This is a genomic window from Dechloromonas sp. ZS-1 (assembly GCF_039649255.1).
Lineage (GTDB): Bacteria > Pseudomonadota > Gammaproteobacteria > Burkholderiales > Rhodocyclaceae > Azonexus.
The window spans coordinates 57,779-84,213 of the sequence record NZ_JBDIYD010000012.1 but is presented as its reverse complement, the minus strand read 5'-3'; the positions used below and the strand labels follow the sequence as shown (position 1 = coordinate 84,213).

Here is a 26,435-nt window from a genome sequence, read left to right as displayed (position 1 = left end):
GCGCATTCTACAGGTCTCAAAATCCTTGTCAATAACTTTCGAAAATAAACCGCTTTCCCGAAAACCACTAACAAACCCGTAAAACTCACACTTTACTTCCCCTTCGCTTCCGCCGGGATCGCCCTGCTGCAACGAAGAGGGGCGCATTATATAGACCCAAAACAAACTGTCAACACCCTTTTGCCAACGATTGAATCCGCGTGCCAACGCCCTATATATAGAGCCCAGTGTTAACATCTCAGCCATGCGAGTTTCTGATCTTACCCAAACCCTCTCGGACCTGGGCGCGAAAGCCACACACCAGGCCCGTATTCTCCGCGCCTGGTGCCACGTACAACCGTTGGAGCAAGGTACAACACGACAACTAGCCAAAGATTTTCTGCCGCTTGCCATTCGCAATGCCTTACCTGATTTGCAGAAACAACTCGATGGTCTGGTGACACTGCATTCCAACCATCCCGGCGCAGACGGCTCGGCCCGGTTACTGCTCAAGCTCCAGGATGGGCACACCATCGAGAGTGTTCTGCTCCCCAGAGACGGCGTATGCGTCTCCTCGCAAGTGGGCTGTGCGGTTGGCTGTGTTTTCTGCATGACCGGCAAGGACGGGCTATTGAGGCAAGTCGGAAGCGCCGAGATCGTTGCACAGGTGATCCTTGCCCGAAAGATGCGCCCAATCCGACGCGTCGTCTTCATGGGCATGGGCGAACCCTCTCATAACATCGACAACGTCCTGGAGGCCATTCAGCTGCTGGGCACGGCTGGCGGCCTGGCGCACAAGAACCTGGTTTTTTCCAGCGTCGGAGATTACCGGGTATTCGAGCAACTCCCCCAAGGGGAAGTCAAGCCCGCCCTGGCACTCTCACTGCATACTACCGACCCTGAGCTGCGCGTGCGCCTTCTCCCCCGCGCCCAGGTCATCGATCCTGCCGAGTTGATCGAACTGGGCGAGGCTTATGCCCGCCGCACCGGTTACCCGATCCAGTATCAATGGACCCTCCTGGAGGGCATCAACGATTCTCTTGAGGAGATGGAGCGTGCTGCCACCCTGCTCCAGGGTAAATACGCCATGATGAACATCATTCCGTACAACACGGTCGATGAATTGGGATTCAAGCGCCCCAGCCGCGAAAAAGCCGTGGCCATTTCTGCCTACCTCAACCAACGCGGCATCCTGACCCGAACGCGCAACTCAGCAGGGCAGGATGTCGACGGCGGTTGCGGCCAACTGCGAGCCCGCAGCATTCAAGGCGAAGACGGGCAGCCCATTCAGATCATCCGGCGCAAGAGCCGCCCCACCAACGAACCGAAGACACCATGAAAAAACCCGGCCTCGGCCGGGTTTTCAACATCAGGCAGAGGCCTGATCCAGCAAGCGCACCTCCCGCTGGGGAAACGGGATCTCGATACCCTGCTCGCGGAACGCACGCCAGATCCCGATATTGATGTCGGAAATCACATTGCCCCGCCCTTCCTCCGGATCATCAATCCAGAAACCCAGCTCCAGATTGATGGCGCTGTCGGCAAACTGCGTCAGCAAGACCTTGGGTGCCGGGTCCCGCAACACACGCGGATGGGCCTCCGCAACCGCCACCATGATCGACATCACCCGATCGAGGTCGCTTCCGTAGGCCACGCCGACTGCCGTCGCCAAGCGCAGGCGACGATCGGAATAGGTCTGATTCTGCACGGTCGAGCCGATCAAGGTCTCGTTGGGCACGATAAATTCTGTGCCCCCGGGATGTTTGAGGACGGTATAGCGCGTGGTGATCTGGGTCACCTGTCCGGCATCGTTGCCCACCTGGACGATATTACCCAAACGAATGGAACGATCCAGCAGGATGATGAAGCCTGAAACATAGTTGCTGGCAATCTTTTGCAAGCCAAAGCCCAGCCCCACCCCCAACGCACCGGTAAACACCGACAAGGCCGTCATGTCGATGCCGACCAGCGACAAACTGGTGACGATCGCGATGACAGTGAGCAGCGCCTTCGCCACGCGCACCCCGACAATACGCAGGCTGGAGTCCAGCGCATCGACCCGCATCAATTTGCGCTCAATCACGCCGGCCACCCACAGGGCAAACACCACGGTCAGGAAGACCGTGACGACGCCGTGCAGGATCATCCAGAGATCAACCTTTTGTTTCCCGATGGCGAATTGCACGCTCTCCAGCGCCGCAATCACGTGCGGCGCCACATCAGTAATATAGAGCGCCAGCCATCCCCAGACGGTGGCTGCAATGATGCGCTCCCAGGCAGCCAGCCAGGCAGCGCGCGGGAAGGCCTGACGCAAGACGAAAACCACGCTGCGCACCAGCGCCATGGAACCGAGCAGCGGCATGGCCAGCTTCAGCAGATTCACATGCAGGAAGTTCTCCAGACCCAGGCGCGCCGCACCGACCAGCAACATCCCCACCAGCGGGAAAGCCAGGCGGGCACTGGCATCACTCAAGCGCCCCGCCCCCTCTTCGTTACGCGCCCGCCACCAACGGGCAATCAACGACGCGGCGAGCAGCGAGACGATCAGCGCCAGCACCTGCCAGATGAAATCCGGATCACGGATATCCGCCAACAGATCATGGAAGAGCTGCAATGCCGGTTTCTGGGTCATACCTGACGCTCCAGGACAGCAGCAAAGAAGGCATCCGTATCATGCAGATGCGGCAACAGCCGGAGCATCTCGCCGTCTAATGTGATCCCCTGCTTGGCCAGGATCTCCGAGGCGGGACGCAGGCAGAAATCCGGGTGCTTGGCGAGAAAAGCCTGCACCACTGCTTCGTTCTCGGCGGTCAACAGGCTGCAGGTGGCATAAACCAGACGTCCGCCCGGCCGCACCAGCGTCGCCGCGGCAGCCAAAATGGCGGTTTGCTTGGCGTTCAGTTCAGCCACCGCCGTTTCATCCTGGCGCCACTTCAAATCCGGGTTGCGGCGCAAGGTGCCCAGGCCGGAACACGGTGCATCAACCAGCACCCGGTCCATTTTTCCGGCCAGACGCTTCACCTTGGCATCACGCTCATGCTCAATCCGCACCGGATGGACGTTCGACAAACCGGAGCGCGCCAGGCGCGGTTTCAGATTGCTCAAGCGCTTGTCCGACACATCAAAGGCATACAGCCGGCCGGTATTGCGCATCTGCGCGCCGATCAAAAGCGTTTTCCCGCCGGCGCCGGCACAAAAATCCACCACCATTTCACCGCGCCGCGCCTCCAGCAGGGCGCCCAGCAACTGACTCCCCTCATCCTGAACCTCGAAGTGCCCGCCCAGAAACAGTGGATGCTTGGCCAGCGCCGGCTTGTCTCGCAGGCGCAGACCGATCGGCGAATACGGCGTGGGTTCGGCCACGATACCGTCTGCAGCCAAGGCAGCCCGCAGGTCATCGCGGCCGGTCTTCAGGGTATTGACCCGCAAATCGAGCGGTGCAGCCTGGTTCATCGCACGCACCAGACGCGGCACGTTTTCTTCGCCATATTGCGCCACCAGAAGCGCATGCAACCAGTCCGGCATGTCATCGCGCACCGCCGGCGGCAAGCCCTCATCCCGGAACGCCTTGACCTCGGCCAACCAGGGCTCTTCGGCAGCCTTCAGCACCGGCGCGAACTCGCGCAGACTCCAGCCACGCACGACAGCCAGCGCGGCCAGAAGCAAGCGCCGGGGCGTCACCAGCTCGCCGCAACGGGCTGTCAGGCTGCGCTGGCGACGCAGGACGGCAAACACGGTCTCCGCCACGAAACCGCGATCGGCATGCCCCAATTCCCGATGTTCGCGGAAATAACGCGACACCACGGCATCGGCCGGATGATCGAAACGCAGCAATTGCGCGAGCACAGCTTCGGCATGGGCAAAGAGGGCGGGGGTAAAACGGGCTTTCATGAAACTCCTGACTTCGGGGAAAAGCGCAGACGGGCAGACTCAGGCGGGCGGAATGACATCCGTCCCCATCTCGGTAATCAACTGCTCGTACACATCGCCTTTTTTATCGGTAAAGCGGATTTTAACCGGCAGACGATCCCGGTCGAGTGCAATCCAGATTTCGGTCACCGTCTCGGTCATCACCCGCAGGTGGAGCGTGCGCATTGGCCCGAGTGGTGTATCGAGCATTTCCTCGCCCAGAGAGTCCAGCGTATAGGCCGCGTATTTGCGGCCGGTGACGACGCCAATCGTCATCCCTTCGGTGATTTTGCCGAGATAGGCCAACTGGAAGTTCAGGGACAGCACATCCTGCGCCCCGGGGCTCAAACGGTGCGAAGAACCATCACGCAACAGCCGGACTTCGCCGGTCGACCAGTCAAAATCGGCATTTTCGCCGGTCTCCGCGCCATTTTTCAGGCTGACGAAACGGCTCGGCTGCAAGCCGCCGGCAACCAGGCGCCCCTGGCTTTGATGTTCGACACGCACCGACTTGAACAAGGCCACCAGCCCGCTGGTCTCCGTGACACTGGTCAGGTGGTAGGCGCCATCTCCAGGGAAGGCCCAGCGGATTTCCGCCCGCCCCACCGAAAAGCCCCGGGTCAGGATGTCGTAACGCAAAGTACCGTGACTCGCCAGGACGGGCGTCGCGGTGGGCATGGGCGGCAGCGCGGCATCCTCCATCGGCGTGGTCGGCGCCGTGCTGGCATCATCCCCGGCGGGGGCTGGCGCGCGTTCCGCTGCCCCGCCCCCGGTCGACGCGGGCGTTGCCTGCGGCTGTGCTGCCGGCTTGGGGCGGGAGGCTTGCGCCGCAGGCGGTGCCGGCAAGGCCGGGCGGGCCGGCAAGGGCATCAGGGTTGCCTGCAAGGGGGCCGGCGCTGCCGACATGTGCCAGTCAACACCCGGCAAGCCCTCACTGCCCAGCAGCAACAGGTGCAAGAACAGGGAACCCAATAAGGCACCGAGCAGCGCCCGCGGCATCATGCTCAAACTTGCGGCGACACCAGCGCAGCCGACTCTTGCACGCCACCAGCCACACGCACCCGGCCGGCCTCGATCGACAGGCGATCCTCAGCAAACCAGCGCACGGCCTGCGGGTAAATCTGATGCTCCTGACGCAACACGCGGGCGGCCAGCGTCGCCTCGGTATCGTCCGGCAACACCGGCACGGCTGCCTGAATCACAACCGGGCCGTGATCCAGTTCGGCTGTCACGAAATGCACCGTGCAGCCATGAATCCGCACCCCCTCTTCGAGCGCCCGCTCGTGGGTGTGCAAGCCGGGGAAGGCGGGCAACAGCGAGGGGTGGATATTCAGGAGGCGGCCTTCGTAATGACGCACGAAATCGGGCGTCAGAATGCGCATGAAACCGGCCAGCACCACAAGATCCGGCTTGAAGGCATCGATGCATTCGACGAGCGCCGCATCGAAGGCCTCACGTCCGGCAAAGCCCTTGTGATCCAGGGCACGCACCGGAATACCCGCACGCTCGGCCGTCGCCAGGCCGGCGGCATCCGGGCGGTTACTGATCACGGCGGCGATATTGACCGGCAAGGTGCCGGCATCACGCGCCGCAATCAGGGCTTCCATATTGCTGCCGCGCCCGGAAATCAGGATGACGATATTCTTCATTTCAAAAATCCCACAGGGAGAAAGATCGTGCTGACCACGCTGTGGGTCAGCCGGGAAAAACCGCGCCCGTTGCGATCGGCAACGATCCGCGCCATAAAGTCCAGCAAGCCCATGACCCGCCCGAACTCGCGTTCGAAGGAGAGATTGCGGTTACCGGGATCCAGTTCATTGGACAGGAGATAAGCCTCGCCCGTACTCATGCGGTCATGCCCCAGCTTCCACACGGCCACATCCATGTTGCGGGCGCTGTTGAACAACTTGCGCTCATCCAGACTGTCCAGAATATAAAAATCCTCTTTGTGCTCGAAGGCCGCGTCGACCATGGTCAGCAAGCCGAACATCAGGGCCGCCACGCGATCCCCTGTGTAGGTTTCGCTGAAAGCCAGCGCGGCGGCGCCCCCCTCGCGCAGGCCGTTCAACTCAGGCCAATTGTGCTGCAGGCGTTGCTTCAAACGCGCCAGCGCCGCCTCCCGCGTCGGCATGCCGGCCTTTTTCCATTCACGCGGGTTGCGTTTGTAGAGCTTGTCGGCAATCAGGAGCAGGCCATTGACCACTTCCGCGCGATTGGTATCGGCAATACGGTCAACCTCTGTTTTAAGCAGATATTTGGCGTCGACCGTCGTCGTCGTCTGACCATCCTTGCCCATCTGGGTTGTGCAGGCCACGCCCGCCAACGCCAAGAGCAAGGTGACCAGTTTGCGCATCTCAGGCCGCCACGCGGTGTTTGACGTAGCCGATGGCAACGGGGATCAGCGAGACCAGGATGATGCCGACGATCAGCAGGGAGAGGTTCTGCTTCACCCAGGGCAGATTGCCCAGCCAGAATCCGGCAAAACAGAGCGAGAACACCCAGGCAGCCGCCCCGATCAGGTTGAACAGGGCGAATTTCGGGTAGGACATCGCGCCAATCCCGGCCACAAACGGCGCAAAGGTGCGGAACAGTGGCAGAAAACGCGAGATCACCAGGGTCTTGCCGCCATGCTGCTCGTAGAAGGCATGGGTTTTCTCCAGCGCGGCCCGGTTGAAAAACCGGGAATTTTCCCAATGGAAGACCTTGGGCCCAAGCAGGCGGCCGATCTGGTAGTTCACCATATTACCCAGCACCGCCGCCGCAAGCAGCACGGCGCAGAGTGTCCAGATGTTCATGCCGCCCTCGCCGATGGCGGCCAGCGCCCCCGCCACAAACAGCAGCGAGTCACCGGGCAGGAAAGGAAAAATCACAAAGCCGGTCTCGGCAAAAATGATGAAAAACAGGATGCCGTAAATCCAGATGCCATGCTCCACGACCAGAATGGCCAGGTGCTTGTCCAGATGCAGAATGATATCGATGAACTGAGTCAGGAATTCCATGCCGTCCGCCGGGCGTAATCGAAGCTCGCATTATAATGCCCCCATGCCTTTGAATCCCCGACACTTCTCCGTCCTGGGCCTGCCGGCCTGGAGTCTGCTCATTCCCGCTCTGGCCACGGCGCTGCTCGCCGTGCCGCTGAGTGCGCTGCCAGACTGGGCCGGCTTGAGCCTGATCTCCGTCAGCCTGATCGGTGCCGTTCTGGTTGCCGTCTTTCATGCCGAGGTCGTGGCCCACCGGATTGGCGAACCCTTCGGCACCCTCGTCCTGGCCCTGGCCGTCACCGTGATCGAGGTCTCCCTGATCGTCTCGATGATGCTCACCGGCGACCCGGCTGCCAGCGCACTGGCACGCGACACCGTTTTCGCCACGGTCATGATCATCTGCAACGGGGTGATTGGCCTCTGCCTGCTGGCCGGCGCGCTCAAACACCGGATCATCGCGTTTCGCGTCGAAGGGACCAGTTCGGCGCTCTCGGTGCTCACCGCCCTGACCACGCTGACCCTGGTTTTGCCCGAATTTACGACGTCGACCGCCGGACCCACCTATGCCCCGCCGCAACTGGTGTTTGCCGGGCTGATGTCCCTGGTGCTGTACGGCGTTTTTGTCTTTGTGCAAACAATCCGGCACCGCGAATTCTTCCTGCCCATCGAGACCGGCGGCGACGAGGAGCACCCTGCAGAAATCAGCACTGCCGGCGCCTGGCTGAGCTTTGCCCTGCTCGCCCTCTCGCTGGTCGCCGTCGTCGGCCTGGCCAAACTGCTGTCGCCAGCCATTCAGTCCGGCGTTGCTGCCGCCAATGCGCCGGCAGCGGTGGTCGGGATTGCCATCGCCCTGCTCGTGCTCCTGCCCGAGACCTGGGCGGCCCTGCGCCAGGCGCTGCGTAACCGCATGCAGACCAGCATGAACCTGGCCCTCGGTTCGGCACTGGCCACCATCGGCCTGACCATCCCCAGCGTGGCTGCGGTTTCCATCCTGCTCGACATGCCGCTTCTGCTGGGCTTGCCGCCCAAGGAAATCGTGCTGCTCTACCTGACCCTGCTCAACAGCGCGATCACCCTTGCTGGCGGCCGTGCCACGGTGCTGCAAGGCACCGTTCACCTCGTCATCTTTGCCGCCTTCCTGTTCCTGGCCATCGTGCCCTGATTTGCCCCGCATGCCCACCATTGCCCGTCTACCCGACCTCCTGATCAGCCAGATTGCGGCTGGCGAGGTGGTCGAACGCCCCGCCTCGGTTCTCAAGGAACTGCTCGAAAACAGTCTGGATGCCGGCAGCAAAGCCATCCAGGTGCATCTCGAAGAGGGCGGCATCAAGCTCATCCGCATCACCGACGACGGTTGCGGCATTGCCCGCGACGAGCTGGCACTCGCCCTGACCCGGCACGCCACCTCCAAGATCACCAGCCTGGATGATCTGGAGCGGGTCGCCACCCTGGGTTTCCGGGGCGAAGCCTTGGCCTCCGTGGCCTCGGTCGCCCGTTTGACGCTGACCAGCCGCGAACGCGGCGCCGGCCACGCCTGGAAGCTGCGCGGTGAAACCGGCGCCGAACCCGAACCCGCCGCCCTGATGGCCGGTACGGTCGTCGAAATGCGCGACCTCTATTACAACACCCCGGCCCGGCGCAAATTCCTCAAGTCCGAGAGCACCGAATTCGCCCACTGCGCCGATGCCGTGCGCCGCCTGGCCTTGACCCGGCCCGATGTCGCCGTCAGCCTCAATCACAACGGCCGCGCCCTGTTTCAACTCGCCCCGGCCGACCGGGCACGGCGCATCGCCGACATCCTCGGCGACGACTTTGTCGGTGCGGCCCGTATGGTCGACGCCCAGAGCGGCCCGATTTCGCTGGCCGGTTTTGCCATTGACCCGACGCGTGCCGGCGAGACCAAGGATGGGCAATACGTTTTCGTGAATGGTCGCTTTGTCCGCGACAAGGTGATCGGCCATGCCCTGCGCGAAGCCTATCGCGACGTGCTGCACGGCAGCCGCCAACCGGCCGTCTGCCTGTTCCTGGAAATCGATCCCGGCCTGGTCGATGTGAACGTACATCCGGCCAAGACGGAGGTGCGCTTCCGCGACTCGCGCGCCGTGCATCAATTTGTCTTCCATGTCATTCAGCGCACCCTGGCCGCGCCGGTGCAGGCCGACACGACCGTCGCGCTGATCGAACGCGACACCCCGGCCGCCCCCGCACGCCCGAACATCGCCCCCGCTGCCTATACGCCCCCGCACCAGCACAGCCTGGGCGTGGCCGAACCGGCTGCAGCGGCCTACCTGGCCTTCGCCCGCGCCGCACAGCAACGCGATCGCCCGCAAGGCGGATCAGGACCGGTACCGCAATTTCAGGCTTTTCCGGCGGTCGACCGCCGGGAAGGAAACGATACGCCGTCGGCCACCGCGCTCTCCGAGCCCCCGCCCCAAACAGGCAGCCTGGCTCAGGAACGCCCGGCCGACACCGGCGCGCCGCTCGGCTATGCGCTGGCGCAGCTGCACGGCATTTATATCCTGGCCCAGAATGCGCGTGGCTTGATCCTGGTCGACATGCATGCCGCGCACGAGCGCATCCTCTACGAAAAGCTGAAGACCGCCTTCGATGAACGCCAGGTGTCCACGCAAAACCTGCTCATCCCCGCCGTGTTTTCTGCCGACGCACTCGACATCGCTGCGGTGGAAGAGCACGCCGAGGCGCTCGCCGACATCGGGTTCGCCATCACCCCGCTCGGCCCCAACCAACTCGGCGTGCGCGCCTTACCGGCCCTGCTCCAGGCGGGCGATCCGGCCGCCCTGGCGCGCGCCCTGATTGCCGACCTGCGCGAGCACGGCATCAGCCAGCTGATCACCGCCCGCCGCAACGAGCTCCTCGCCACCATGGCCTGCCACGGCGCGGTGCGCGCCCGACGCCAGCTGACCGTGCCGGAGATGAACGCCCTCCTGCGCCAGATGGAAGAGACCGAGCGTGCCGGCCAGTGCAACCATGGTCGCCCGACCTGGACCGAACTCACGCTCGACCAGCTGGACAAGCTCTTCCTGCGCGGCCAGTAAGCCCGGCCCGCCCCTCAAGCGCCCAACAGCCCCCCATCCGACCATGACCTGCCCCACGGACGGCCCCGCCGTCCGTGTTAACATTCGCCGCCATGACGACACCCCGCCTGCCGCCCGCCATCCTGATCATGGGCCCGACCGCCTCCGGCAAAACAGCCGCCGCGATGGCGCTCGCCGATCGCCTGCCGGTCGAGCTGATCAGCGTCGACTCCGCCCAGGTCTTCCGCGACATGGATCTCGGCACGGCCAAGCCTGATGCCGACACCCTGGCCCGCTATCCGCACCGCCTGATCGACATCATCTCGCCCGAAGCACGCTACTCCGCCGCCCAATTCCGCGAGGATGCGCTGGCAGCCATGGCAGAGATCACCGCTGCCGGCAAAGTGCCGGTGCTGGTTGGCGGCACCATGCTCTACTTCCGCGCCCTGCTGCTCGGCCTGGCCGACCTGCCCAAAGCCGATCCCGCGCTGCGCGCCGAGATCGATGCCGAGGCAGCCCAACACGGCTGGCCGGCCCTGCATGCCAAATTGGCCGTCCTGGACCCGTCGACCGCCGCCCGCCTGCATCCGACCGATGCCCAGCGCATCCAGCGCGCGCTGGAAATCTGCCATCTGTCCAGCCGCCCGATGTCAGCGCTGCTGGCTGAAAGCGAGCAGCAACGCCCGCCTTACGATTTTCTCGAACTGGCCCTGCTGCCCTCCGACCGCAGCGTCCTGCATGAACGCATTGCCCGGCGCTTCGACGAGATGCTCCTCTCCGGCCTGGACGACGAAGTGCGCGCCCTGCGTGAGCGTTACACCCTGAGCCTGGATCTGCCGTCGATGCGCTGCGTCGGCTACCGCCAGGTTTGGGAAGCGCAGGACGGCCTGTATTCGAAACAGGACATGCGCGACCGCGGCATCTTTGCCACGCGCCAACTGGCCAAGCGCCAGATCACCTGGCTGACCAACTCCTTCTCGGCCGAAACGCTGGACTGCCTCGACCCGAACCTGCCGCAGCAGGTATTCGAACGCACGGTACGCTTCCTCGCCCCGTGAAGCCGCAATAGAAGTTGCCGTATTTAGCAATTTCGATATAGTGAATGCATTACGGCAAATTCAAGCAGTCACGCACGAAACACTTTGAGAGGAGGGACTCAATGAGTATCGCAAAACGTATCGCCATGCTGGTGCTGCTTGGGGTGATTGCCCTGGTTGTACAAGGCAGCTTTTCCTTGTGGCAAATGGCCAGCATCAACGAAGGAGTCCGCGAGACCGAAGAGAATCTCCTGCCCAGCATCATGACGCTGGACCAGGCACAGATTGCTTTCCTCCGCGCCCGCCCCCCCCCTGCTGAATCACCTGCTGGAATCTGATACGGTTAAAAAGGCCAGCCACGAAAAACGCTTCCATGAGCGCATCGAACAGATGCGCAAAGCCTTGACCGGTTATGGCAAATTCGTCCTCGACGCCCAGGACAAGGCACTCTACGAAAACGATCTCAAACAGGCCGAGCTGTACGAGAACGGCGCCAAGAAGGTCCTCACTGCTTCACGCAACGGCCAGCGAGAGGAGGCATTGCGCTACCTGGACGAAATGCGCCCCGCCATCGACGGCCTGGCCAAAGCACTGGAAGATCACGTCAAATTCAATGAAGACCTGGCCGCCAAGCATGCCAAGGAAACCGCCGACGCTTATCAGGCCTCGCGCAATTTTGTCCTCGGCCTGATTATCGGCAGCGCGCTGCTGCTCGGCGTGGTCGGCTTCCTGACCCTGCAGCGCGTGAAGCTCTCCCTGGACAACATGGTCGGCCTCTTTGGACGGGTGCAAAAGGAGTTGGACTTCACCCTGCGACTGGATGTCTCAGGGAAGGACGAAGTCGCCCGTGCCGGGCGTGCCTTCAATGACCTGCTCAATGGCCTGCAAACCAACCTCCAGCAGTTGGCCAGCCATGCCGGGGCCGTCCATCAGGCGGCCAGCCGCGTCTCCACCGCCGCCCACGAAATGTCCATCGCCTCCGGCCAGCAAAGCGAATCCGCGGCAGCCATGGCCGCCGCCATTGAAGAGCTCACCGTCAGCGTCAATCATGTTGCCGACCGCGCCGGCGAAACCCGCAATCTTTCCGAAGAAGCCGGCCGTCTGGCCAGCGAAGGCGAAGGCGTGATTGATGAAACCGTGAATGTCATCAACAGCATCGCCAGCACGGTCAGCAATGCCTCCAACCAGATTGCCAACCTGGAAACCCAGAGCGAAAAGATCAGCAATGTGGTCGCCGTGATCAAGGAAATCGCCGACCAAACCAACCTGCTCGCCCTCAACGCAGCCATCGAAGCCGCCCGCGCTGGCGAGCAGGGTCGCGGCTTTGCCGTCGTGGCCGACGAAGTCCGCAAACTGGCTGAACGCACGGGCAAATCCACGCAGGAAATCACCGGCACCATTCAGAACATGCAGGATGGCGCCCTGGCTGCGGTCAACAGCATCCAGAGTGTCGAAACCACCGTGCGCGACGGGGTGGAGCAAGCCACGCAGGCCAGCACGGCCATGCAGAAAATCGGGGAAGGCTCTCAGCAGACGCTGGAGATGGTGGGCGACATCACCGAATCGATGCTCGAACAGAGCACGGCCAGCACCTCGATTGCCCAGCAGGTTGAGCGGATTGCCCAGATGACGGAAGAAAACAGCGCCGCTGCCGAAGCCACTTCGGAAAACGCGCAGGAGCTGGCCACGCTCGCACAACAGATGCAAAGCATCGTGGCGACTTACCGGCTCTGATCACTCTCTTCCGGCGACGGCAAAGCCGCCGGAAATTTCAGGCCCGTGGAACCCAGCGTTTCACGGGCTTCCGAGCCCATGCAGTCCAGCGCCTGGCCGGGCACGTACGGCACCACCCGCACCAGTACCACCCCCGCCCGCAGCATGTTCAGAGACTCGGCCACGCTGCGCGTCACATCGATGACCCGCGCCACATGGCGTCCGTGCATGCGGTCATTGACCCGAACGATCGCGCAGCGCTCGGTATCCAGGCGGTGCACCACCACCTTGCTGCCAAGCGGAAAGTGATTGCTCGCAGCCGTAAACAAACGATTGTCGTGACGCTCACCGGTGGAGGTGCGTCGACCATTGAATTTATTGGAATAAAAACTCGCCCGCCCCAGCAAGGCGATGGCCGGATCATCCATGACTTCCAGCGCCGCCAATTCGGGCGAAGGCATCGTCGAACGTGGCGTCGCATGCGACAGCGCAGCGGCGCTCTGCTTACTGACGTGTTTCGTTTTTTCTTTGTTGACGGGCGACTTTCCAAGGGATGGCTTGGCCTTGGTCGCCGCAACAGCCGCACGCTTGGACGGTGCTGCCGTTGGTTTGCCGGTCGCGGCATCCACAGAGGAGACGCCGCCCAGCATCAGGAGCAGGCAGCTGCAGGTCGCAGCCACCTGACACCCGATATCAGACCACCAGGGTCTGCGCTTCGTCACCCTGACGCGCCCGGATATGGCCGATACGATAGACCGCCTCGCCCTGCGCCTTCAGTTCGGCCTCGGCCGCATCGGCTTCGGCAGCGGAAACGATGATCACCATGCCGATACCGCAGTTGAAGGTGCGGTGCATTTCGTTCTCGGCCACATTGCCTTCCTGCTGCATCCAGTCGAACAGCTTCGGGCGCGGCCAGGCGGACTTGGTCAGCTCGGCCACCACGTTCTCCGGCAGGACGCGCGGCACGTTTTCGAGGAGGCCGCCGCCGGTGATGTGGGCCATGCCCTTGATCGTCACCTTCTGCATGGTGGCCAGCACCTGCTTCACATAGATGCGGGTCGGGGCCATGACCACCTCGGCCAGCGTACGCTCGCCGTCGAACGGGGCATTCATGTCCGGATTGGAACGCTCGATGATCTTGCGGACCAGGGAGTAACCATTGGAATGCGCACCGGAAGAGGCCAGACCGAGCACCACGTCACCCGGCTGAATGGACTTGCCGTCGATGAGCAGCGATTTTTCGGCGACGCCGACGGCAAAACCCGCCAGATCGTATTCGCCGTCCGGGTACATGCCCGGCATTTCGGCGGTTTCGCCACCGATCAGTGCGCAACCGGCCAGTTCGCAGCCCTTGGCAATGCCGCCGACGACCGAGGCCGCAGTATCGACATCGAGCTTGCCGCAGGCGAAGTAATCAAGGAAGAACAGCGATTCGGCACCCTGAACCAGGATGTCGTTGACGCTCATGGCGACCAGATCCTGGCCCACGGTATCGTGACGGTTCAGCTGGAAAGCCAGCTTCAGCTTCGTGCCCACGCCATCGGTACCCGACACCAGCACCGGCTCCTTGTAGCGCTTCGGCACTTCGAAAAGGGCGCCAAAACCGCCAATACCGCCGAGCACGCCGTCACGCAGCGTCTTCTTGGCCAGCGGTTTGATGCGGTCAACGAGGGCATCGCCCGCATCGATATCGACGCCGGCATCACGGTAGGAGAGGGAGGTATTCTGGGTCATGATCGCTTTTGAGGCTGACGCGGCTGACGCCGCATTGAATAAAAAGGCAATTTTACCCGAAACCGGCCATCTTCCCTAACCCGAGCCGGGGCAAGGCATGATCCGGAGACAACTGGGGTATTGCCCCGCGCCAAAGCAACGGCGATCTGCACCGAGCGCCCCCATATTTCCAGCGCGTAGCAAACGTACTCAGCACCGGCGGCCCGCCCGCCACGCCACTGAACATCAGCGCTGCACCTGATTGCGTCCCGCCCCCCATTCCGACGGCCGACCGGCCGAATAGCCCGAAAATCAGGCAGCAAGTCTGAGCATGGCAGCGTTCGGCTACCGGCAAAGGGAAGCGCTCTGCTAAAATCGCGGGTTCGATTTTCCGGCGTCGGCACTTGGTCGCCGCCCCGTTCTCTGGAGAAAACGCAATGTACAAGTCCCCCCTCCTTCAGGACCTGCAGGATCGCGGCCTGATCGCCCAGCTCACCGATGCGGAAACGCTCGACCAGATGCTGACCGAGGAGAAGGTGACGCTGTATTGCGGCTTCGACCCGACCGCCGACAGCCTGCACCTCGGCCATTTGGTGCCGGTGCTGATCCTCAAGCGTTTCCAGGATGCCGGTCATACCCCGATCGCCCTGGTGGGCGGTGCCACCGGCATGATCGGCGACCCCAGCTTCAAGGCCACCGAGCGCAAGCTGAACACGCCGGACGTGATCGCCAGCTGGGTTGGCAAGATCCGTGATCAGGTCAAGCCCTTCCTCAAGTTCGAGGGCGACAACGCGGCGATCATGGCCAACAACTACGACTGGTTCAGCGGCATGAACTGCCTGGAATTCCTGCGCGACATCGGCAAGCACTTCTCGGTCAATGCGATGATCAAGAAGGAATCGGTGCAGCAGCGCATCCAGCGCGAAGACCAGGGCATTTCCTACACCGAGTTTTCCTACAGCCTGCTCCAGGGCTACGACTTTGCCGAGTTGTACAAGCGCCACGGCTGCAAGATCCAGGTTGGCGGTTCCGACCAGTGGGGCAACATCACCGCCGGCACCGACCTGACGCGTCGCCTGCATCAGACCCAGGCCTACGGCATGACCGTGCCGCTGATCACCAAAGCCGACGGCACCAAATTCGGCAAGACCGAATCCGGCGCCGTCTGGCTCGACCCGAAGAAGACCTCGCCGTACGCTTTCTACCAGTTCTGGCTGAACACGGCCGATGCCGACGTGTACAAGTTCCTCAAATTCTTCACTTTCCTGCCGGTCGACCGTATCAACGAGATCGAAGCCGCCGACAAGGCCAGCGGCGGCAAGCCGGAAGCCCAGCGCATCCTGGCCGAGGAAGCGACTCGCCTGGTGCATGGCGAAGTCGCGCTGATGGCCGCCCGCCGCATCACCGAAAGCCTGTTCTCCGGCCAACTCGCCGACCTCACGGAAACCGATCTGGAGCAGCTGGCCCAGGACGGCATGCCCGGCATCCAGCTCGACAGCGCCAACGCTGGCCTGATCGACGCGCTGGTTGCTGCCGGCCTGGCCAAATCCAAGTCGGAAGCCCGCACCTTCATTCAGGGCGGCAGCGTCGCCATCAACGGCAACAAGGTTGACGCGATCGATCACCAGATCGTTGGCGACGACCGCCTGTTCGGCCGGTTCACCATCCTGCGTCGCGGCAAGAAAAACTACGGTCTGGTCAGCTGGCAGGCCTAACGCCCAAAGACACGACGCCCTTCAAAGACAGCCCGTGCAGCACGGGCTGTTTCATTTCAGGGGCGCGCATTGAGGAAATGCAGCAACACCTGGAAAAGGTGCGGCAGATCCACCGGCTTCGTGATGTGATCATTCATCCCGGCCTCAAAGCAGGCCAGACGATCCTGCTCGAACGCATTGGCCGTCAGCGCCAAAATCGGCGTATCGGTGTTCAATGACGCGCGCCGGATTTCACGGGTGGCATCCAGGCCATTCAGATTCGGCATCTGCATGTCCATCAGAACCAGATCGAAGGCTTGCTGCTGCGCCAGGCTGACGGCCTGACGCCCATCCTCTGCCAGCACCCCATTCAAGCCCACCATCTCCAGCGCCGCCAGCATCACTTCCTGATTGACCGGCTCATCTTCGGCCAGCAAAACGGTTTTGCCGGCATGCTGTGTACGCAGCGTGTGTTCCGCACTCTGCTCGAGCCGAGTCCGTTCTGCCGCAGGCTGGTCGCTCTCACCCAGGGCAAAACACGCCGTAAACCAGAACCGGCTACCCTGCCCCGGCACGCTGAAGACGCCGATCTCGCCGTGCATCAGTTCGACCAACCGCTTGCAGATGGCCAGCCCCAGGCCCGATCCGCCATATTTCCGGGTCATCGAAGCATCGGCCTGAACAAACGGGGCAAACAAGCGCGCCTGCTCGGCCTCGGACATCCCGATGCCGTGATCTTCCACTTCGAAACGAACACGCACCCCAGCCCCGCCGCCCGGCTCACGGGCTGCCCGAATCCAGATCGCGCCATCCCGGCTGAACTTGATCGCATTGCCCACCAGATTGGTCAGCACCTGGCCCAGCCGCAGCGGGTCGCCCAGCAAGGGCATGCGGCCCAGCTCCCAGGGCAGATCCACATGCAGCTGCAGGCCTTTTTCCTGCGCCCGCCCGGAAAGCAGGGAGTCCACATTGCCGACTACCGTCGCCAGACGGAGCGGAATATGCTCCAGCACCATCCGCTCGGCCTCGATTTTGGAGAGGTCGAGAATATCGTTCAGGATGGACAGCAGATGCTCGGCGGAAGCTTTGGCTTTATCGAGCTGATCCAGCCCCTTGGCGTCTTCCATCCGCCCCCGGGCCAGCGCGATCATGCCGAGCACGCCATTCATCGGCGTACGCAGTTCATGGCTCATATTAGCCAGGAAGGTACTCTTGGCCCGGCTGGCCGCCTCGGCCACTGCCTTGGCTTCTGCCAGATCGCGCGTCCGCGCCTCCACCATCGACACCAGGTTCTGCTGATAGTCGAGCAAGGCACGTTCGGCGCGTTTGCGTTCGGAAATATCCTCCACCAGCGCCACGCAGTAATCGACACTGCCGTCGGTTTTCCGCACCGCGCTGACGGCCAGGCGGGTGTCCACGACATGCCCGTCGGCATGCAAAAACCGTTTGTCCATCGCGTAACCATCGACTTCGCCGGCAAGCAGGCGATTGAACTGCGCGACATCCAGATGCAGGTCATCCGGATGCGTCAGTTCCGCCCAGGTCATCCGCGTCAATGTCTCGCGCTCATAGCCGAACGAGGCACACAAGGCCTCATTGACCTCCAGCCAGCCCTTTTCCGGGCTGGTGATGGCCAAACCGACGATCGCGTTATGGAAATAGGCCTGGAACCGTGCCTCGCGCTCCCGCAAGGCAGCCTGAGCGGCCGTGCGTTCCGTGATGTCGTACCCAACCCCCAGGACACCGAGCAAGGCACCATCCTGACCAAACATCGGCGTCTTGGTCGTTTCCAGCAAAACACGCCGCCCGTCCGTCGCATACGTGACCCATTCTTCGTTGACCGAGGGCCCGCCCTTGGCGATGGCGCGCCGATCGTTTTCGCGGAAGAAATCCGCCAGTTCGCGCGGCACGAAGTCGTAATCCGTCTTGCCCAGGATTTCCTGCTCGCGCGCACCGAAGAAGCGCTCGAACTCCGGATTGCACGCCAGGTAGATGCCTTCCGGGTTTTTCAGCCAGATCATGGCCGGCACGGTTTCAACCACCGCTTTCAGGAAACGGCGTTCGCGATCCAGCGCCTGCGTCCGCTCTTGCACGGTCGACTCCAGTTGCGCTTGCGCATCGCCGACACGACGGACCATCTGATTGAACGCATCGCCCAGCAGCGCCATTTCACGGCAGTTGCTCCCGGCCACATCCACCTGGCGCTCCCGCTCGCCCGCCCCCACGCTTGCAACCGCCGAAGCCAGGTCGCCCAATGGCCGCGTCAAGCGGCGGGCGGCCCCCCAAACCAGCAACAAACCCAATAACAAGAGGCCGGCCCCGAACCACAACAAGGCATCGCGCGCTTCGCTCAGATCCGCCATGGCGACCGCCCGCCGCTGAAAATGCACGAGACGCAAGCCATCCGCCGCATTGATCGGCACATACCGGTAGGTTGCCAACACCTCACCCAACGTCGGTACCGTGGGCGACAAATTGCCTTCCACACCGTTGCTCAAGGCCAGCAACTGATTGGCAATCTCGTCGTTTCCGAGCGTATTGAGCAAAATGCGGCCCGCATTATCAGCCAGGATGGTGTGGCGCTCAGCCATGCCGGCATCGGGAATCAGGGCATCCTGTTTGAGGAAGGCCACCAAAATGCCGACCAGTTTGCCATTCGGGTAGCCCTCCGCATCCGGCGCCATGATCTGACGCAAGATCAACAGGCTCGCATCGCCACGACCGCTCGGCAACAACTGGATCAGTTCATGCACACCAGGTTCCCGCAGCACCGTCAGCAATTCCGGATAAGCGAAAGCCTCGCCCAGACGGGAACGCTCAACCGAGCCCACGATACGCCCGCCCGGCTCCAGCAGCTGAACCGATTGGTAGTGATCGGGATAGGCACGCATCAAACGCTCCAGCACCCGGTCAATGTCCTCGAGCGGAAAACGCTTCTGCTCCATCATCCGGGCAATCACCCTGTTTTCCGCCAGGATGAGCATATCCCCCCGGCGCTCCTGCAAGCGTGACAACAACTGGCCCTGCTGGAAAGCGGCGCCCTGTTCCAGCAAGGCAATGGCCGTCCCGAGATTACGCTGAACCTCGCCCCGCAAGCCCAGCCACGGCACGCCAAGATACCAGCCGGACAAAATCGCCCCAATCGCCAGAACGAAGATCAGGGCAAAATAGCGCCCGATCTGGGAGGAAAAGGAGGCGATATTACGGCGCTCAGTCGGCATAATCGAAAGCAGACAGGTTGTATCGACGCGCCTGCGCCAGCACGGTCGCCAGACCGTCATACTGGAATGCGGCCATCACGGCATCCCAGCTGGCATTCGGCGGCAATTTGCCCATGCTGCGCAGGAAATCGAACTCGCCATGCAGCGGCGGATTGGTCAAGCGCCCCGGGATGACCGGCGCGGCAGGGACATCAAGGATATCCTGCCGGGTGATCCGGGCGATCTGCTCATCCGGTAGGCTCAAGGGCTTCCCGACATAGGCCTGCACATCCTGCTTCAGCCATTGCACAGCCTGATTGAGATTGACCTGGGAGCGCCGCATCCACTCGATGGCCCGGGCAAACGCCGCCACGACCTGCAACGCAGCCTCCGGCGACGACTCGACAAAGGCCCTGTCGAGCACCAGATAATCGCTGGTCCGCCCCCGGAAAACGACCCGGTTCCGACGGTCGACCGCCAGCGCCAGCGCCGGCCCCGGCTCCCACGCCGCGAAGGCATCGAGTTCGCCGCGCGCCAGCGCGTCCGGCAAATCATTGACCGGCAGCGCGACCAGACGCACCTGATCTTCACGCAAGCCGGCCGAGCGGAGGCCCTGCAGCAAGGTATGGTGGGCGCTCGACATCGGCACATAGCCAATCCGCTTGCCGGCCAGATCGCTGAGCTGAACCACGCCACGCGCCACGATGGCCGTCGAGGTCTGTTTGATCAGGCCGACGATCACGCCCTGGCGATTCACCGTGGCCAGCAAGGTCGGCATGTCGCCAAGCAGGCCCACCTGCACCTGATGTTCGGCCAGCTTGGGCACGATATCGGCCCCTTTGGCAAACGGGACGAAACGCACGCCGCCACTTGCTTGCAGGGCACGCTGCAAGACCCGGTCACGCTGCATCACGGCACTGATGACGCCGGAGGGGACGCCGAGCGGCTGAATACCCACGCTGACGCCGGCTTTGGCCACTTGCGCAAACGCTGCTCCGAAGAAGCTCAGGCAACAGGCAAGCATTCCCAGCAAAAACAAGCTTCTCGATGGATGAAAGCGCATCGGCACTACCCTCCGGAACCATGTCGAATTCACGACATGATCATACCTTTTCCAGGCGCTGCCGGGTCAGTGATTTCGAGGGCGCGGCAAGCAGGAAATGCTAGAATCCGCTTCCGGTTTTTTTCTTCCCTCCCATGCGCCAGTTGATTCTCGACCTCCTGCCGGAAACGCCGCCCACGCTCGACAATTTCGTCGCGGGCAGCAATGCGGAGGCCATGGCCGCACTGACCGAATGGCTGGCCGGCTTGCATGATGCAACCGCCTTCTGCCTGTATGGCGAATCCGGCTGCGGCCGCTCCCACCTGCTCCAGGCCAGCGGCTTTCACTACGTCGATGCCGCCCTGTTGCCCAGCCTGCAAGGGGTGACCGCCGATGTGCCGCTGGCCATCGACAATGTCGAGTCACTCGACGAGACCGGCCAGGTTGCCCTGTTTGCCCTGTTCAATCAGCTGAAATCGACCGATTCCAGGCTGTTGACCGCCGCCAGCCAGCCACCAGCCCACCTTGGCCTGCGTGAAGACCTGCGCACCCGCCTCGGCTCCGGCCTGATCTACCGCCTGCAACCGCTGACCGATGCGGAAAAGGCCGAAGCCATCGCAGCCCAGGCGCGCGAACGTGCGCTGAAGCTGTCGCCCGACGTCATCAATTACCTCCTCCGTCACGCCGCCCGCGACATGCGTACGCTGTCCATGCTGGTCGTGGCGCTGGATCAATACACGCTTGAACAAAAGCGGCCCGTTACCCTGCCGCTCGTGCGCGAGCTGCTTAACATGGACACCCCTGTATGAACCTCGCGCTGTTTGACCTCGATCACACCCTGCTGGCCGGCGACTCCGATTTTGAATGGGCGCAGTTCCTGATTTCCAAAGGGGTGGTCGATCGCGAAATCCAGGAAGCCAAGAATGTCGCGTTCTACGAGCAATACAAGGCTGGCACGCTCGACATCCAGGAATTTCTGGCCTTCCAACTGATGCCCCTGACCCGCCATCCGCGCGCCGAACTCGATGCCTGGCACCGGGAGTACATGGAACGCCACATCCGCCCGATCATGAGCATCAAGGCCCGTACGCTGGTCCTCGAACATCTGGCCGCAGGCGACCTGTGCGCCATCGTCACCGCCACCAACAGCTTCGTGACCGGCCCGATTGCCCGCGAATTCGGCATTCCCCACCTGATCGGCGCCATTCCGGCGGTCGACGTCGCCAGCGGGGCATTTTCCGGCAAACCGACCGGGACGCCTTCCTTCCAGGCCGGCAAGATCGTCCGCGTCGAACAATGGCTGGAATCCCTCGGCCTCTGGTGGGGCGCATTTGATAACAGCTACTTCTACAGCGACTCACATAACGATCTGCCCCTGATGCAGAAGGTCAAAACGCCCATCGCCGTCGATCCGGACGACACCCTGCGTCGCCACGCAGAGACAGCCGGCTGGCCGGTGATCAGCCTGCGCTGATTCATGCTGCGCATTCCCTTCCTCAGCCCGGAAGCCCCCTACGCGATCCTCGCCGTCCTGATCCTGTTCATCGCCTTGCGTCCGCTCAAGGCGATGCAACGCTCGATCACCAACACAGCGGTTTTTTTCGTCGCCTGCCTGATCGGCGACCTGCTCGCCAGCCAACTCTCCAGCGGGACGCTGTCGCGCGCAGCCGGTCTCTGGCTGCGCCAACTGGCGGTCTTTGGCGAGGGCTTGGCCGTCCTGCGCTTTCTCGGCCTGGCCTTTTTCAATCTCCTGCTGCCCCGGATACGAATTCAGATCTCGGGCATCCTGGCCGACATCCTCGTCATCATCGCCTACATCGGCTGGGGATTCTTCAGGCTGAACCTGGCAGGCGTCGATCTCGCGCACCTGGTCACCACCTCGGCCGTGATTACCGCCGTCCTGGCCTTTGCCATGCAGGACACCCTCGGCAATCTGCTTGGCGGCCTTGCGCTGCAGATGGACAACTCGCTCGAAATCGGTGACTGGATCCGCATCGACGACCTGTCTGGCCAGGTCACCGACATCCAATGGCGCTACACCGCCCTGCTGACACGCAATGGCGAACGCGTCGTCGTCCCCAACAGCCAGTTGATGAAGGGGCGCTATTACGTGCTCTGCGACAAGCACCAGGCCAATCCGACCTGGCGGCGCAGCATCAGCTTCAATATCGATTTTTCCACCCCGCCCGGGCGCATCATCCAGTTGATCGAGGCGGACCTGGCCGCTGCCAGCATTCCCCAGGTTGCGGTCTTTCCCGCCCCCAATTGCGTGCTGCTCGACTTCGGCCCGGGCTACGCCCATTACGCCCTGCGTTACTGGCTGACCGATCCCCGCCTGGACGACCCCACCGACTCTGCGGTCCGCACCCACATTCTGGCCACGCTGCAGCGCAACGGCATCCGCCTGGCGACCGATGACCACACCATCCATCTGGTCGAAGAAACTGCTGCCCACAAGGCAGAAGTCCAGCAACGCGAAATGCAGCGGCGACTCAAGGCGATTGCCTCCATGGAGCTCTTCGCACGCCTGTCCGACTCGGAGAAGGAATATCTGGCCTCCCGGCTGGTCCATGCGCCCTTTGCCACCGGCGACATCATCACCCGCCAAGGCGCTGTCGCACACTGGCTCTACATCATGGTCGAGGGCGAGGCCGAAGCCTGGTGGCAGCCCCCGACCGGGCCGCGCCGCCTGCTCGAAAAACGGGGCCCCGGCAGTGTCTTTGGTGAAATCGGCCTGATGACCGGCGCACCGCGACGCGCCACCGTGATTGCCACCTGTGACGTCCAAGCGTATCGCCTGGACAAAGCCGCCCTGCAGCACATTCTCGAACAGCGGCCGGAATTCGCTGATACTGTCTCCACGATTCTTGTCCAGCGCCTGCAGCGTTTTGCCGAACTGGAGCGCAGTTACTTCGAAGAACAGGATGTTGAGGCGCAAAAGCCGCCCGGCAGTGCGGCCATTGGCCTGCGCATCCGTGAATTCTTCGGCCTTTCATAACTTCAAAAACGGAAAAAAGCGTGAAAAATCACCCGCTTCCGGTAAAATCCGGCGTTTTCTGCAGCGCAACATGCGCCTGATGACCCACTCGTCGTGATCCGCAAACTTATCTCCCGCGTCTTCAAGGGCAAAAAGCCCTCCGCCAGCCGGCACGAACCGGCCGTCATCCCCGTCTCCAACCACGGCATCACCCGCGACCGCCTGAGCAGTGGCAGCCGCCGTGTTTGCGAAACGCTGCAGGCCAAAGGCTTCAAGGCTTTTGTCGTCGGCGGCGCCGTGCGCGATCTGCTGATCGGGGCCGACCCCAAGGATTTTGACGTCGCCACCGACGCCACGCCGGAAGAAGTGCGCGCCGCGTTCCGCCGCGCCCGCATCATCGGGCGACGCTTCCAGATCGTGCATGTGATGATGGGGGCCGAAACGATCGAGGTCACCACCTTCCGTGGCGAACTCGATGCGAACACCAAAAAAGACGAACACGGTCGCGTCCTGCACGACAACGTCTTCGGCACCCAGGCTGAAGACGCCGCCCGTCGCGATTTCACGGCCAACGCCCTGTATTACGATCCGGCCACCGAAACCGTCATCGACTATCACCACGGCGTGGCTGACCTCAAGCAGAAAACCCTGCGCATGATCGGCGAGCCGCGCAATCGCTACCGTGAAGATCCGGTCCGCATGCTGCGCGCCGTCCGCTTGGCCGCCAAACTGGGTTTGTCGATCGACCCGGAGGCCAAGAAGCCGATCCGTGAAATGGCTTCCCTGCTCGAAAACGTGCCGCCGGCCCGCCTGTTTGACGAGATGCTCAAGCTGCTCACCTCCGGCCATGCCGTGAAGTGCATCACGCAGTTGCGCGGCGAAGGTCTGCATCACGGCCTGCTGCCGCTGCTCGACGTCATCCTCGAGCAGCCGATGGGCGAAAAATTCGTCATGCTCTCGCTGGCCAATACCGACGAGCGCATTCGGCGCGGCAAGGGCTCCTCGCCCGGCTTCCTGTTCGCCACCCTGCTCTGGCACGAAGTGCTGGCTGCCTGGGAAAAACAGATGCATGCGGGCGAAGCCAAGATTCCGGCGCTGTATCAGGCCATGGACCGCGTGCTCGACGTGCAAGGCGAAAAGCTCGCCATCACACGCCGTATCGTCGGCGACATCAAGGAAATCTGGGCCCTGCAACCGCGTTTCGAACAACGCACCGGCAAGCGCCCCTATGCCCTGCTTGAACAGCCGCGCTTCCGGGCCGGTTACGACTTCCTGGTCCTGCGCGCGCAGGCTGGCGAAATCGAGATGGATGTGGCCGACTGGTGGACGCGCTTCCAGCACGTCGATGGCGAGCAACGCGCCGCCATGCTGCTGCCGGAACAGGCTGCCGACAAGAAGAAACGCCGCCGCCGCAAGAAAAAACCGGCTTCCGACAGCGTCGACCGCAGCGAATAAGATGGCTACCGCCTACATCGCACTGGGCGCCAATCTGGGCGACCCGGTGGCCACCGTGAACGCCGCCTTCACGGCGCTCGAAGCCTTGCCCCAGAGCGCGCTGACGGCGCGTTCCGCGCTCTACCGGACGGCACCGGTCGGGATCGAGGATCAGCCGGAATTCATCAATGCTGCAGCCCGCATCGAGACTGCACTGGCACCGGAGGCCCTGCTCGATGCCCTGCTGGCCATCGAACAGGATTTCGGTCGCATCCGCGCCTTGCGCAATGGACCACGTACGCTGGACCTCGATGTCCTGCTCTACGATGACCAGGTCCTCGACACGCCGCGCCTGATCTTGCCGCATCCGCGTCTGCACCTGCGCGCCTTTGTGCTCTATCCGCTGGCCGATATCGGTCCCGATCTACGCATTCCCGGCCGCGGCAGCCTCGCTGCCTGGTTACCGGCCGTTGCCAATCAGGGCATTGTCCGGCTATGACCAGCCTTGCGGGCATCCCGGTGCTCTGGCAGACCATCGGGCTCCTCACCCTGTCGAATGTCTTCATGACCTTCGCCTGGTACAGTCATCTGAAGCACCTCAACGACCGCCCCTGGTGGATCGCCGCCCTGATTTCCTGGGGCATTGCCCTCTTTGAATACCTGCTCCAGGTGCCGGCCAACCGGATCGGCCACCAGGAGCTCTCCCTGGCCCAGCTGAAAATCCTGCAGGAAGTCATCACGCTGGCCGTCTTCATCCCGTTCGTCGTCTTCTACATGAACCAGCCACTCAAACTTGACTACCTGTGGGCTGCTCTGTGTATCCTAGGCGCCGTTTATTTCGTGTTCAGGACGTAAATGTCTGCTCAAGTTGCCACCCGCCGCCTGACCCAGGCCGATCTTGCCAAGCTCTACGCCGCTGGCGAAAAGATCGTCATGTTTACCGCCTACGATGCCAGCTTTGCTCGTCTGCTCGACGGCGCCGGCGTCGAATGTCTGCTCATCGGCGATTCGCTGGGCAATGTCATTCAAGGCCATGACACCACCCTGCCGGTGACGGTGGCGGACATCGCCTACCACACGGCAGCCGTCAAGCGCGGCTCCGGCCGTCCCTTCATCATCGCCGACATGCCTTTCGGCAGCTATCAGGAATCGCCGGAACAGGCTTTCCGCAACGCCGCTGCCCTGATGGCCGCGGGTGCCCAGATGGTCAAGCTCGAAGGCGGCCAGGAAATGGCGGATACCGTCCGCTTCCTCGTTCAGCGCGGCATCCCGGTCTGCGGCCACGTAGGCCTGACGCCGCAATCCGTACACGTGCTGGGCGGCTACAAGGTGCAAGGCAAAGGCGAAGCCGCCGCACTGCGCCTCAAGGCCGACGCCCAGGCCCTGCAGGACGCAGGCGCCACGATGATCGTGCTCGAAGCCATCCCGGCGGTACTGGCTGCAGAAGTGACCGCGCAACTGGCCATCATCACCATCGGCATCGGCGCCGGCAAGGACTGCTCGGGCCAGGTCATGGTCGTGCATGACGCCTTCGACATCCCGCCCGGCAAGAAAGCCAAATTCGTCAAGAACTTCATGGAAGGCGCCACCTCCCTACATGACGCGGCCTGCCGTGCCGTCGCAGCGGTCAAGAGCGCCACCTACCCCGGCCCGGAACACACCTACGCCGCCTGACCTCTCGTCAGATCATGGAGCCGGGCAAAGACCCGGCCATTCCCCGC

At 62.7% G+C, this 26,435-nt stretch carries 25 protein-coding genes; 14 read left to right on the top strand and 11 right to left on the bottom strand.

Going from position 1 to position 26,435, the window contains the following annotated elements:
* Positions 1 to 246 (bottom strand): hypothetical protein (locus tag AACO21_RS13685; RefSeq protein ID WP_346193086.1); only part of this gene is annotated, 246 nt, incomplete at its 3' end.
* Here AACO21_RS13685 and AACO21_RS13680 point away from each other — a divergent pair.
* A complete protein-coding gene (locus AACO21_RS13680; RefSeq protein WP_346193085.1) occupies positions 245 to 1,318 on the top strand; it encodes an RNA methyltransferase in 1,074 nt (357 codons plus the stop codon). The two genes, AACO21_RS13685 and AACO21_RS13680, sit on opposite strands and share 2 nt — an antisense overlap.
* Before the next feature lie 30 nt (positions 1,319 to 1,348).
* Here AACO21_RS13680 and AACO21_RS13675 read toward each other — a convergent pair whose 3' ends face one another.
* Genes AACO21_RS13675 through AACO21_RS13650 form a run of 6 tightly spaced genes read right to left on the bottom strand, consistent with a single transcriptional unit; the run spans position 1,349 to position 6,887 of the window.
* Positions 1,349 to 2,611, bottom strand: a complete 1,263-nt coding sequence (locus AACO21_RS13675) for a mechanosensitive ion channel domain-containing protein (RefSeq protein ID WP_346193084.1) — start codon at positions 2,609 to 2,611, stop codon at positions 1,349 to 1,351.
* Positions 2,608 to 3,870, bottom strand: a complete 1,263-nt coding sequence (locus AACO21_RS13670) for an RsmB/NOP family class I SAM-dependent RNA methyltransferase (protein WP_346193083.1) — start codon at positions 3,868 to 3,870, stop codon at positions 2,608 to 2,610. The genes AACO21_RS13675 and AACO21_RS13670 overlap by 4 nt, the downstream gene beginning before the upstream one ends.
* A gap of 39 nt (positions 3,871 to 3,909) precedes the next feature.
* Positions 3,910 to 4,890, bottom strand: a complete 981-nt coding sequence (locus AACO21_RS13665; RefSeq protein ID WP_346193082.1) for a DUF3108 domain-containing protein — start codon at positions 4,888 to 4,890, stop codon at positions 3,910 to 3,912.
* A 2-nt stretch (positions 4,891 to 4,892) separates the two neighbouring features.
* Complete coding sequence (gene purN, locus AACO21_RS13660; RefSeq protein WP_346193081.1) at positions 4,893 to 5,537, bottom strand: phosphoribosylglycinamide formyltransferase; 645 nt, start codon at positions 5,535 to 5,537, stop codon at positions 4,893 to 4,895.
* Positions 5,534 to 6,241 (bottom strand): hypothetical protein, encoded by a 708-nt coding sequence (locus AACO21_RS13655; protein ID WP_346193080.1) that lies wholly within the window; start codon positions 6,239 to 6,241, stop codon positions 5,534 to 5,536. Before AACO21_RS13655 ends, purN begins: the two co-directional genes overlap by 4 nt.
* A 1-nt stretch (position 6,242) precedes the next feature.
* On the bottom strand, positions 6,243 to 6,887 hold the full coding sequence (locus tag AACO21_RS13650) for a DedA family protein (RefSeq protein WP_346193079.1): 645 nt from the start codon (positions 6,885 to 6,887) through the stop codon (positions 6,243 to 6,245).
* 43 nt (positions 6,888 to 6,930) lie between these two features.
* Between AACO21_RS13650 and AACO21_RS13645 the strand changes: the two genes are divergently transcribed.
* The 5 genes from AACO21_RS13645 to AACO21_RS13625 all read left to right on the top strand — a co-directional run bounded on the left by AACO21_RS13645 (position 6,931) and on the right by AACO21_RS13625 (position 12,675).
* Complete coding sequence (locus tag AACO21_RS13645; RefSeq protein ID WP_346193078.1) at positions 6,931 to 8,031, top strand: hypothetical protein; 1,101 nt, start codon at positions 6,931 to 6,933, stop codon at positions 8,029 to 8,031.
* Positions 8,032 to 8,041: 10 nt separating this feature from the next.
* Positions 8,042 to 9,925, top strand: coding sequence for a DNA mismatch repair endonuclease MutL (gene mutL / locus AACO21_RS13640; RefSeq protein ID WP_346193077.1), 1,884 nt, complete (start codon positions 8,042 to 8,044; stop codon positions 9,923 to 9,925).
* Positions 9,926 to 10,017: 92 nt separating this feature from the next.
* Entirely contained in the window at positions 10,018 to 10,962 is a 945-nt protein-coding gene (miaA, locus tag AACO21_RS13635) for a tRNA (adenosine(37)-N6)-dimethylallyltransferase MiaA (protein WP_346193076.1), read from the top strand.
* A 101-nt stretch (positions 10,963 to 11,063) separates the two neighbouring features.
* The gene (locus tag AACO21_RS13630; protein ID WP_346193075.1) at positions 11,064 to 11,279 is read left to right on the top strand and encodes a Tar ligand binding domain-containing protein; all 216 of its coding nucleotides are present in this window, start codon (positions 11,064 to 11,066) and stop codon (positions 11,277 to 11,279) included.
* Positions 11,227 to 12,675, top strand: coding sequence for a methyl-accepting chemotaxis protein (locus AACO21_RS13625; RefSeq protein WP_346193074.1), 1,449 nt, complete (start codon positions 11,227 to 11,229; stop codon positions 12,673 to 12,675). Before AACO21_RS13630 ends, AACO21_RS13625 begins: the two co-directional genes overlap by 53 nt.
* Here AACO21_RS13625 and AACO21_RS13620 read toward each other — a convergent pair.
* The gene (locus AACO21_RS13620) at positions 12,663 to 13,334 is read right to left on the bottom strand and encodes a septal ring lytic transglycosylase RlpA family protein (protein WP_346193073.1); all 672 of its coding nucleotides are present in this window, start codon (positions 13,332 to 13,334) and stop codon (positions 12,663 to 12,665) included. The two genes, AACO21_RS13625 and AACO21_RS13620, sit on opposite strands and share 13 nt — an antisense overlap.
* Before the next feature lie 13 nt (positions 13,335 to 13,347).
* Positions 13,348 to 14,388, bottom strand: a complete 1,041-nt coding sequence (gene purM / locus AACO21_RS13615; protein WP_346193072.1) for a phosphoribosylformylglycinamidine cyclo-ligase — start codon at positions 14,386 to 14,388, stop codon at positions 13,348 to 13,350.
* Between the two features lie 416 nt (positions 14,389 to 14,804).
* On the opposite strand from purM, the gene tyrS reads away from it, so the two are divergent.
* A complete protein-coding gene (gene tyrS, locus AACO21_RS13610) occupies positions 14,805 to 16,082 on the top strand; it encodes a tyrosine--tRNA ligase (RefSeq protein ID WP_346193071.1) in 1,278 nt (425 codons plus the stop codon).
* A gap of 56 nt (positions 16,083 to 16,138) precedes the next feature.
* Here the strand turns inward: tyrS and AACO21_RS13605 are convergent, their stop codons facing one another.
* The gene (locus tag AACO21_RS13605) at positions 16,139 to 19,282 is read right to left on the bottom strand and encodes a PAS domain S-box protein (protein ID WP_346193070.1); all 3,144 of its coding nucleotides are present in this window, start codon (positions 19,280 to 19,282) and stop codon (positions 16,139 to 16,141) included.
* The gene (locus tag AACO21_RS13600; RefSeq protein WP_346193088.1) at positions 19,272 to 20,285 is read right to left on the bottom strand and encodes an ABC transporter substrate-binding protein; all 1,014 of its coding nucleotides are present in this window, start codon (positions 20,283 to 20,285) and stop codon (positions 19,272 to 19,274) included. The genes AACO21_RS13605 and AACO21_RS13600 overlap by 11 nt, the downstream gene beginning before the upstream one ends.
* Positions 20,286 to 20,458: 173 nt before the next feature.
* Here AACO21_RS13600 and hda point away from each other — a divergent pair, with 173 nt between their 5' ends.
* The 7 genes from hda (at position 20,459) to panB (ending at position 26,388) form a co-directional block, all read left to right on the top strand.
* Positions 20,459 to 21,112, top strand: a complete 654-nt coding sequence (hda, locus tag AACO21_RS13595) for a DnaA regulatory inactivator Hda (RefSeq protein WP_346193069.1) — start codon at positions 20,459 to 20,461, stop codon at positions 21,110 to 21,112.
* The gene (locus AACO21_RS13590) at positions 21,109 to 21,777 is read left to right on the top strand and encodes an HAD family hydrolase (RefSeq protein ID WP_346193068.1); all 669 of its coding nucleotides are present in this window, start codon (positions 21,109 to 21,111) and stop codon (positions 21,775 to 21,777) included. The genes hda and AACO21_RS13590 overlap by 4 nt, the downstream gene beginning before the upstream one ends.
* 3 nt (positions 21,778 to 21,780) lie before the next feature.
* Positions 21,781 to 23,301: a mechanosensitive ion channel family protein gene (locus tag AACO21_RS13585; RefSeq protein WP_346193067.1), complete on the top strand. Its 1,521-nt coding sequence runs from the start codon at positions 21,781 to 21,783 to the stop codon at positions 23,299 to 23,301.
* A gap of 93 nt (positions 23,302 to 23,394) precedes the next feature.
* On the top strand, positions 23,395 to 24,735 hold the full coding sequence (gene pcnB / locus AACO21_RS13580) for a polynucleotide adenylyltransferase PcnB (RefSeq protein ID WP_346193066.1): 1,341 nt from the start codon (positions 23,395 to 23,397) through the stop codon (positions 24,733 to 24,735).
* A gap of 1 nt (position 24,736) precedes the next feature.
* Positions 24,737 to 25,213: a 2-amino-4-hydroxy-6-hydroxymethyldihydropteridine diphosphokinase gene (gene folK, locus AACO21_RS13575; protein ID WP_346193065.1), complete on the top strand. Its 477-nt coding sequence runs from the start codon at positions 24,737 to 24,739 to the stop codon at positions 25,211 to 25,213.
* Positions 25,210 to 25,569 (top strand): DMT family protein, encoded by a 360-nt coding sequence (locus AACO21_RS13570; protein ID WP_346193064.1) that lies wholly within the window; start codon positions 25,210 to 25,212, stop codon positions 25,567 to 25,569. Before folK ends, AACO21_RS13570 begins: the two co-directional genes overlap by 4 nt.
* Positions 25,570 to 26,388 (top strand): 3-methyl-2-oxobutanoate hydroxymethyltransferase, encoded by an 819-nt coding sequence (gene panB, locus AACO21_RS13565; protein WP_346193063.1) that lies wholly within the window; start codon positions 25,570 to 25,572, stop codon positions 26,386 to 26,388. It begins immediately after the preceding gene.
* Positions 26,389 to 26,435: the final 47 nt, after the last annotated feature.

What these genes read in the sequence shown, in the direction of transcription:
- folK (WP_346193065.1), top strand. Translation starts at nt 24,737, where the DNA reads ATGGCTACCGCCTACATCGCACTGGGCGCCAATCTGGGCGACCCGGTG.
- AACO21_RS13605 (WP_346193070.1), bottom strand. Translation starts at nt 19,282, where the DNA reads ATGCCGACTGAGCGCCGTAATATCGCCTCCTTTTCCTCCCAGATCGGG.
- AACO21_RS13675 (WP_346193084.1), bottom strand. Translation starts at nt 2,611, where the DNA reads ATGACCCAGAAACCGGCATTGCAGCTCTTCCATGATCTGTTGGCGGAT.
- miaA (WP_346193076.1), top strand. Translation starts at nt 10,018, where the DNA reads ATGACGACACCCCGCCTGCCGCCCGCCATCCTGATCATGGGCCCGACC.
- AACO21_RS13590 (WP_346193068.1), top strand. Translation starts at nt 21,109, where the DNA reads ATGAACCTCGCGCTGTTTGACCTCGATCACACCCTGCTGGCCGGCGAC.
- AACO21_RS13680 (WP_346193085.1), top strand. Translation starts at nt 245, where the DNA reads ATGCGAGTTTCTGATCTTACCCAAACCCTCTCGGACCTGGGCGCGAAA.
- hda (WP_346193069.1), top strand. Translation starts at nt 20,459, where the DNA reads ATGCGCCAGTTGATTCTCGACCTCCTGCCGGAAACGCCGCCCACGCTC.
- tyrS (WP_346193071.1), top strand. Translation starts at nt 14,805, where the DNA reads ATGTACAAGTCCCCCCTCCTTCAGGACCTGCAGGATCGCGGCCTGATC.
- AACO21_RS13670 (WP_346193083.1), bottom strand. Translation starts at nt 3,870, where the DNA reads ATGAAAGCCCGTTTTACCCCCGCCCTCTTTGCCCATGCCGAAGCTGTG.
- purN (WP_346193081.1), bottom strand. Translation starts at nt 5,537, where the DNA reads ATGAAGAATATCGTCATCCTGATTTCCGGGCGCGGCAGCAATATGGAA.
- AACO21_RS13655 (WP_346193080.1), bottom strand. Translation starts at nt 6,241, where the DNA reads ATGCGCAAACTGGTCACCTTGCTCTTGGCGTTGGCGGGCGTGGCCTGC.
- AACO21_RS13600 (WP_346193088.1), bottom strand. Translation starts at nt 20,285, where the DNA reads ATGCTTGCCTGTTGCCTGAGCTTCTTCGGAGCAGCGTTTGCGCAAGTG.
- AACO21_RS13630 (WP_346193075.1), top strand. Translation starts at nt 11,064, where the DNA reads ATGAGTATCGCAAAACGTATCGCCATGCTGGTGCTGCTTGGGGTGATT.
- AACO21_RS13665 (WP_346193082.1), bottom strand. Translation starts at nt 4,890, where the DNA reads ATGATGCCGCGGGCGCTGCTCGGTGCCTTATTGGGTTCCCTGTTCTTG.
- AACO21_RS13570 (WP_346193064.1), top strand. Translation starts at nt 25,210, where the DNA reads ATGACCAGCCTTGCGGGCATCCCGGTGCTCTGGCAGACCATCGGGCTC.
- AACO21_RS13585 (WP_346193067.1), top strand. Translation starts at nt 21,781, where the DNA reads ATGCTGCGCATTCCCTTCCTCAGCCCGGAAGCCCCCTACGCGATCCTC.
- mutL (WP_346193077.1), top strand. Translation starts at nt 8,042, where the DNA reads ATGCCCACCATTGCCCGTCTACCCGACCTCCTGATCAGCCAGATTGCG.
- purM (WP_346193072.1), bottom strand. Translation starts at nt 14,388, where the DNA reads ATGACCCAGAATACCTCCCTCTCCTACCGTGATGCCGGCGTCGATATC.
- AACO21_RS13645 (WP_346193078.1), top strand. Translation starts at nt 6,931, where the DNA reads ATGCCTTTGAATCCCCGACACTTCTCCGTCCTGGGCCTGCCGGCCTGG.
- panB (WP_346193063.1), top strand. Translation starts at nt 25,570, where the DNA reads ATGTCTGCTCAAGTTGCCACCCGCCGCCTGACCCAGGCCGATCTTGCC.
- AACO21_RS13650 (WP_346193079.1), bottom strand. Translation starts at nt 6,887, where the DNA reads ATGGAATTCCTGACTCAGTTCATCGATATCATTCTGCATCTGGACAAG.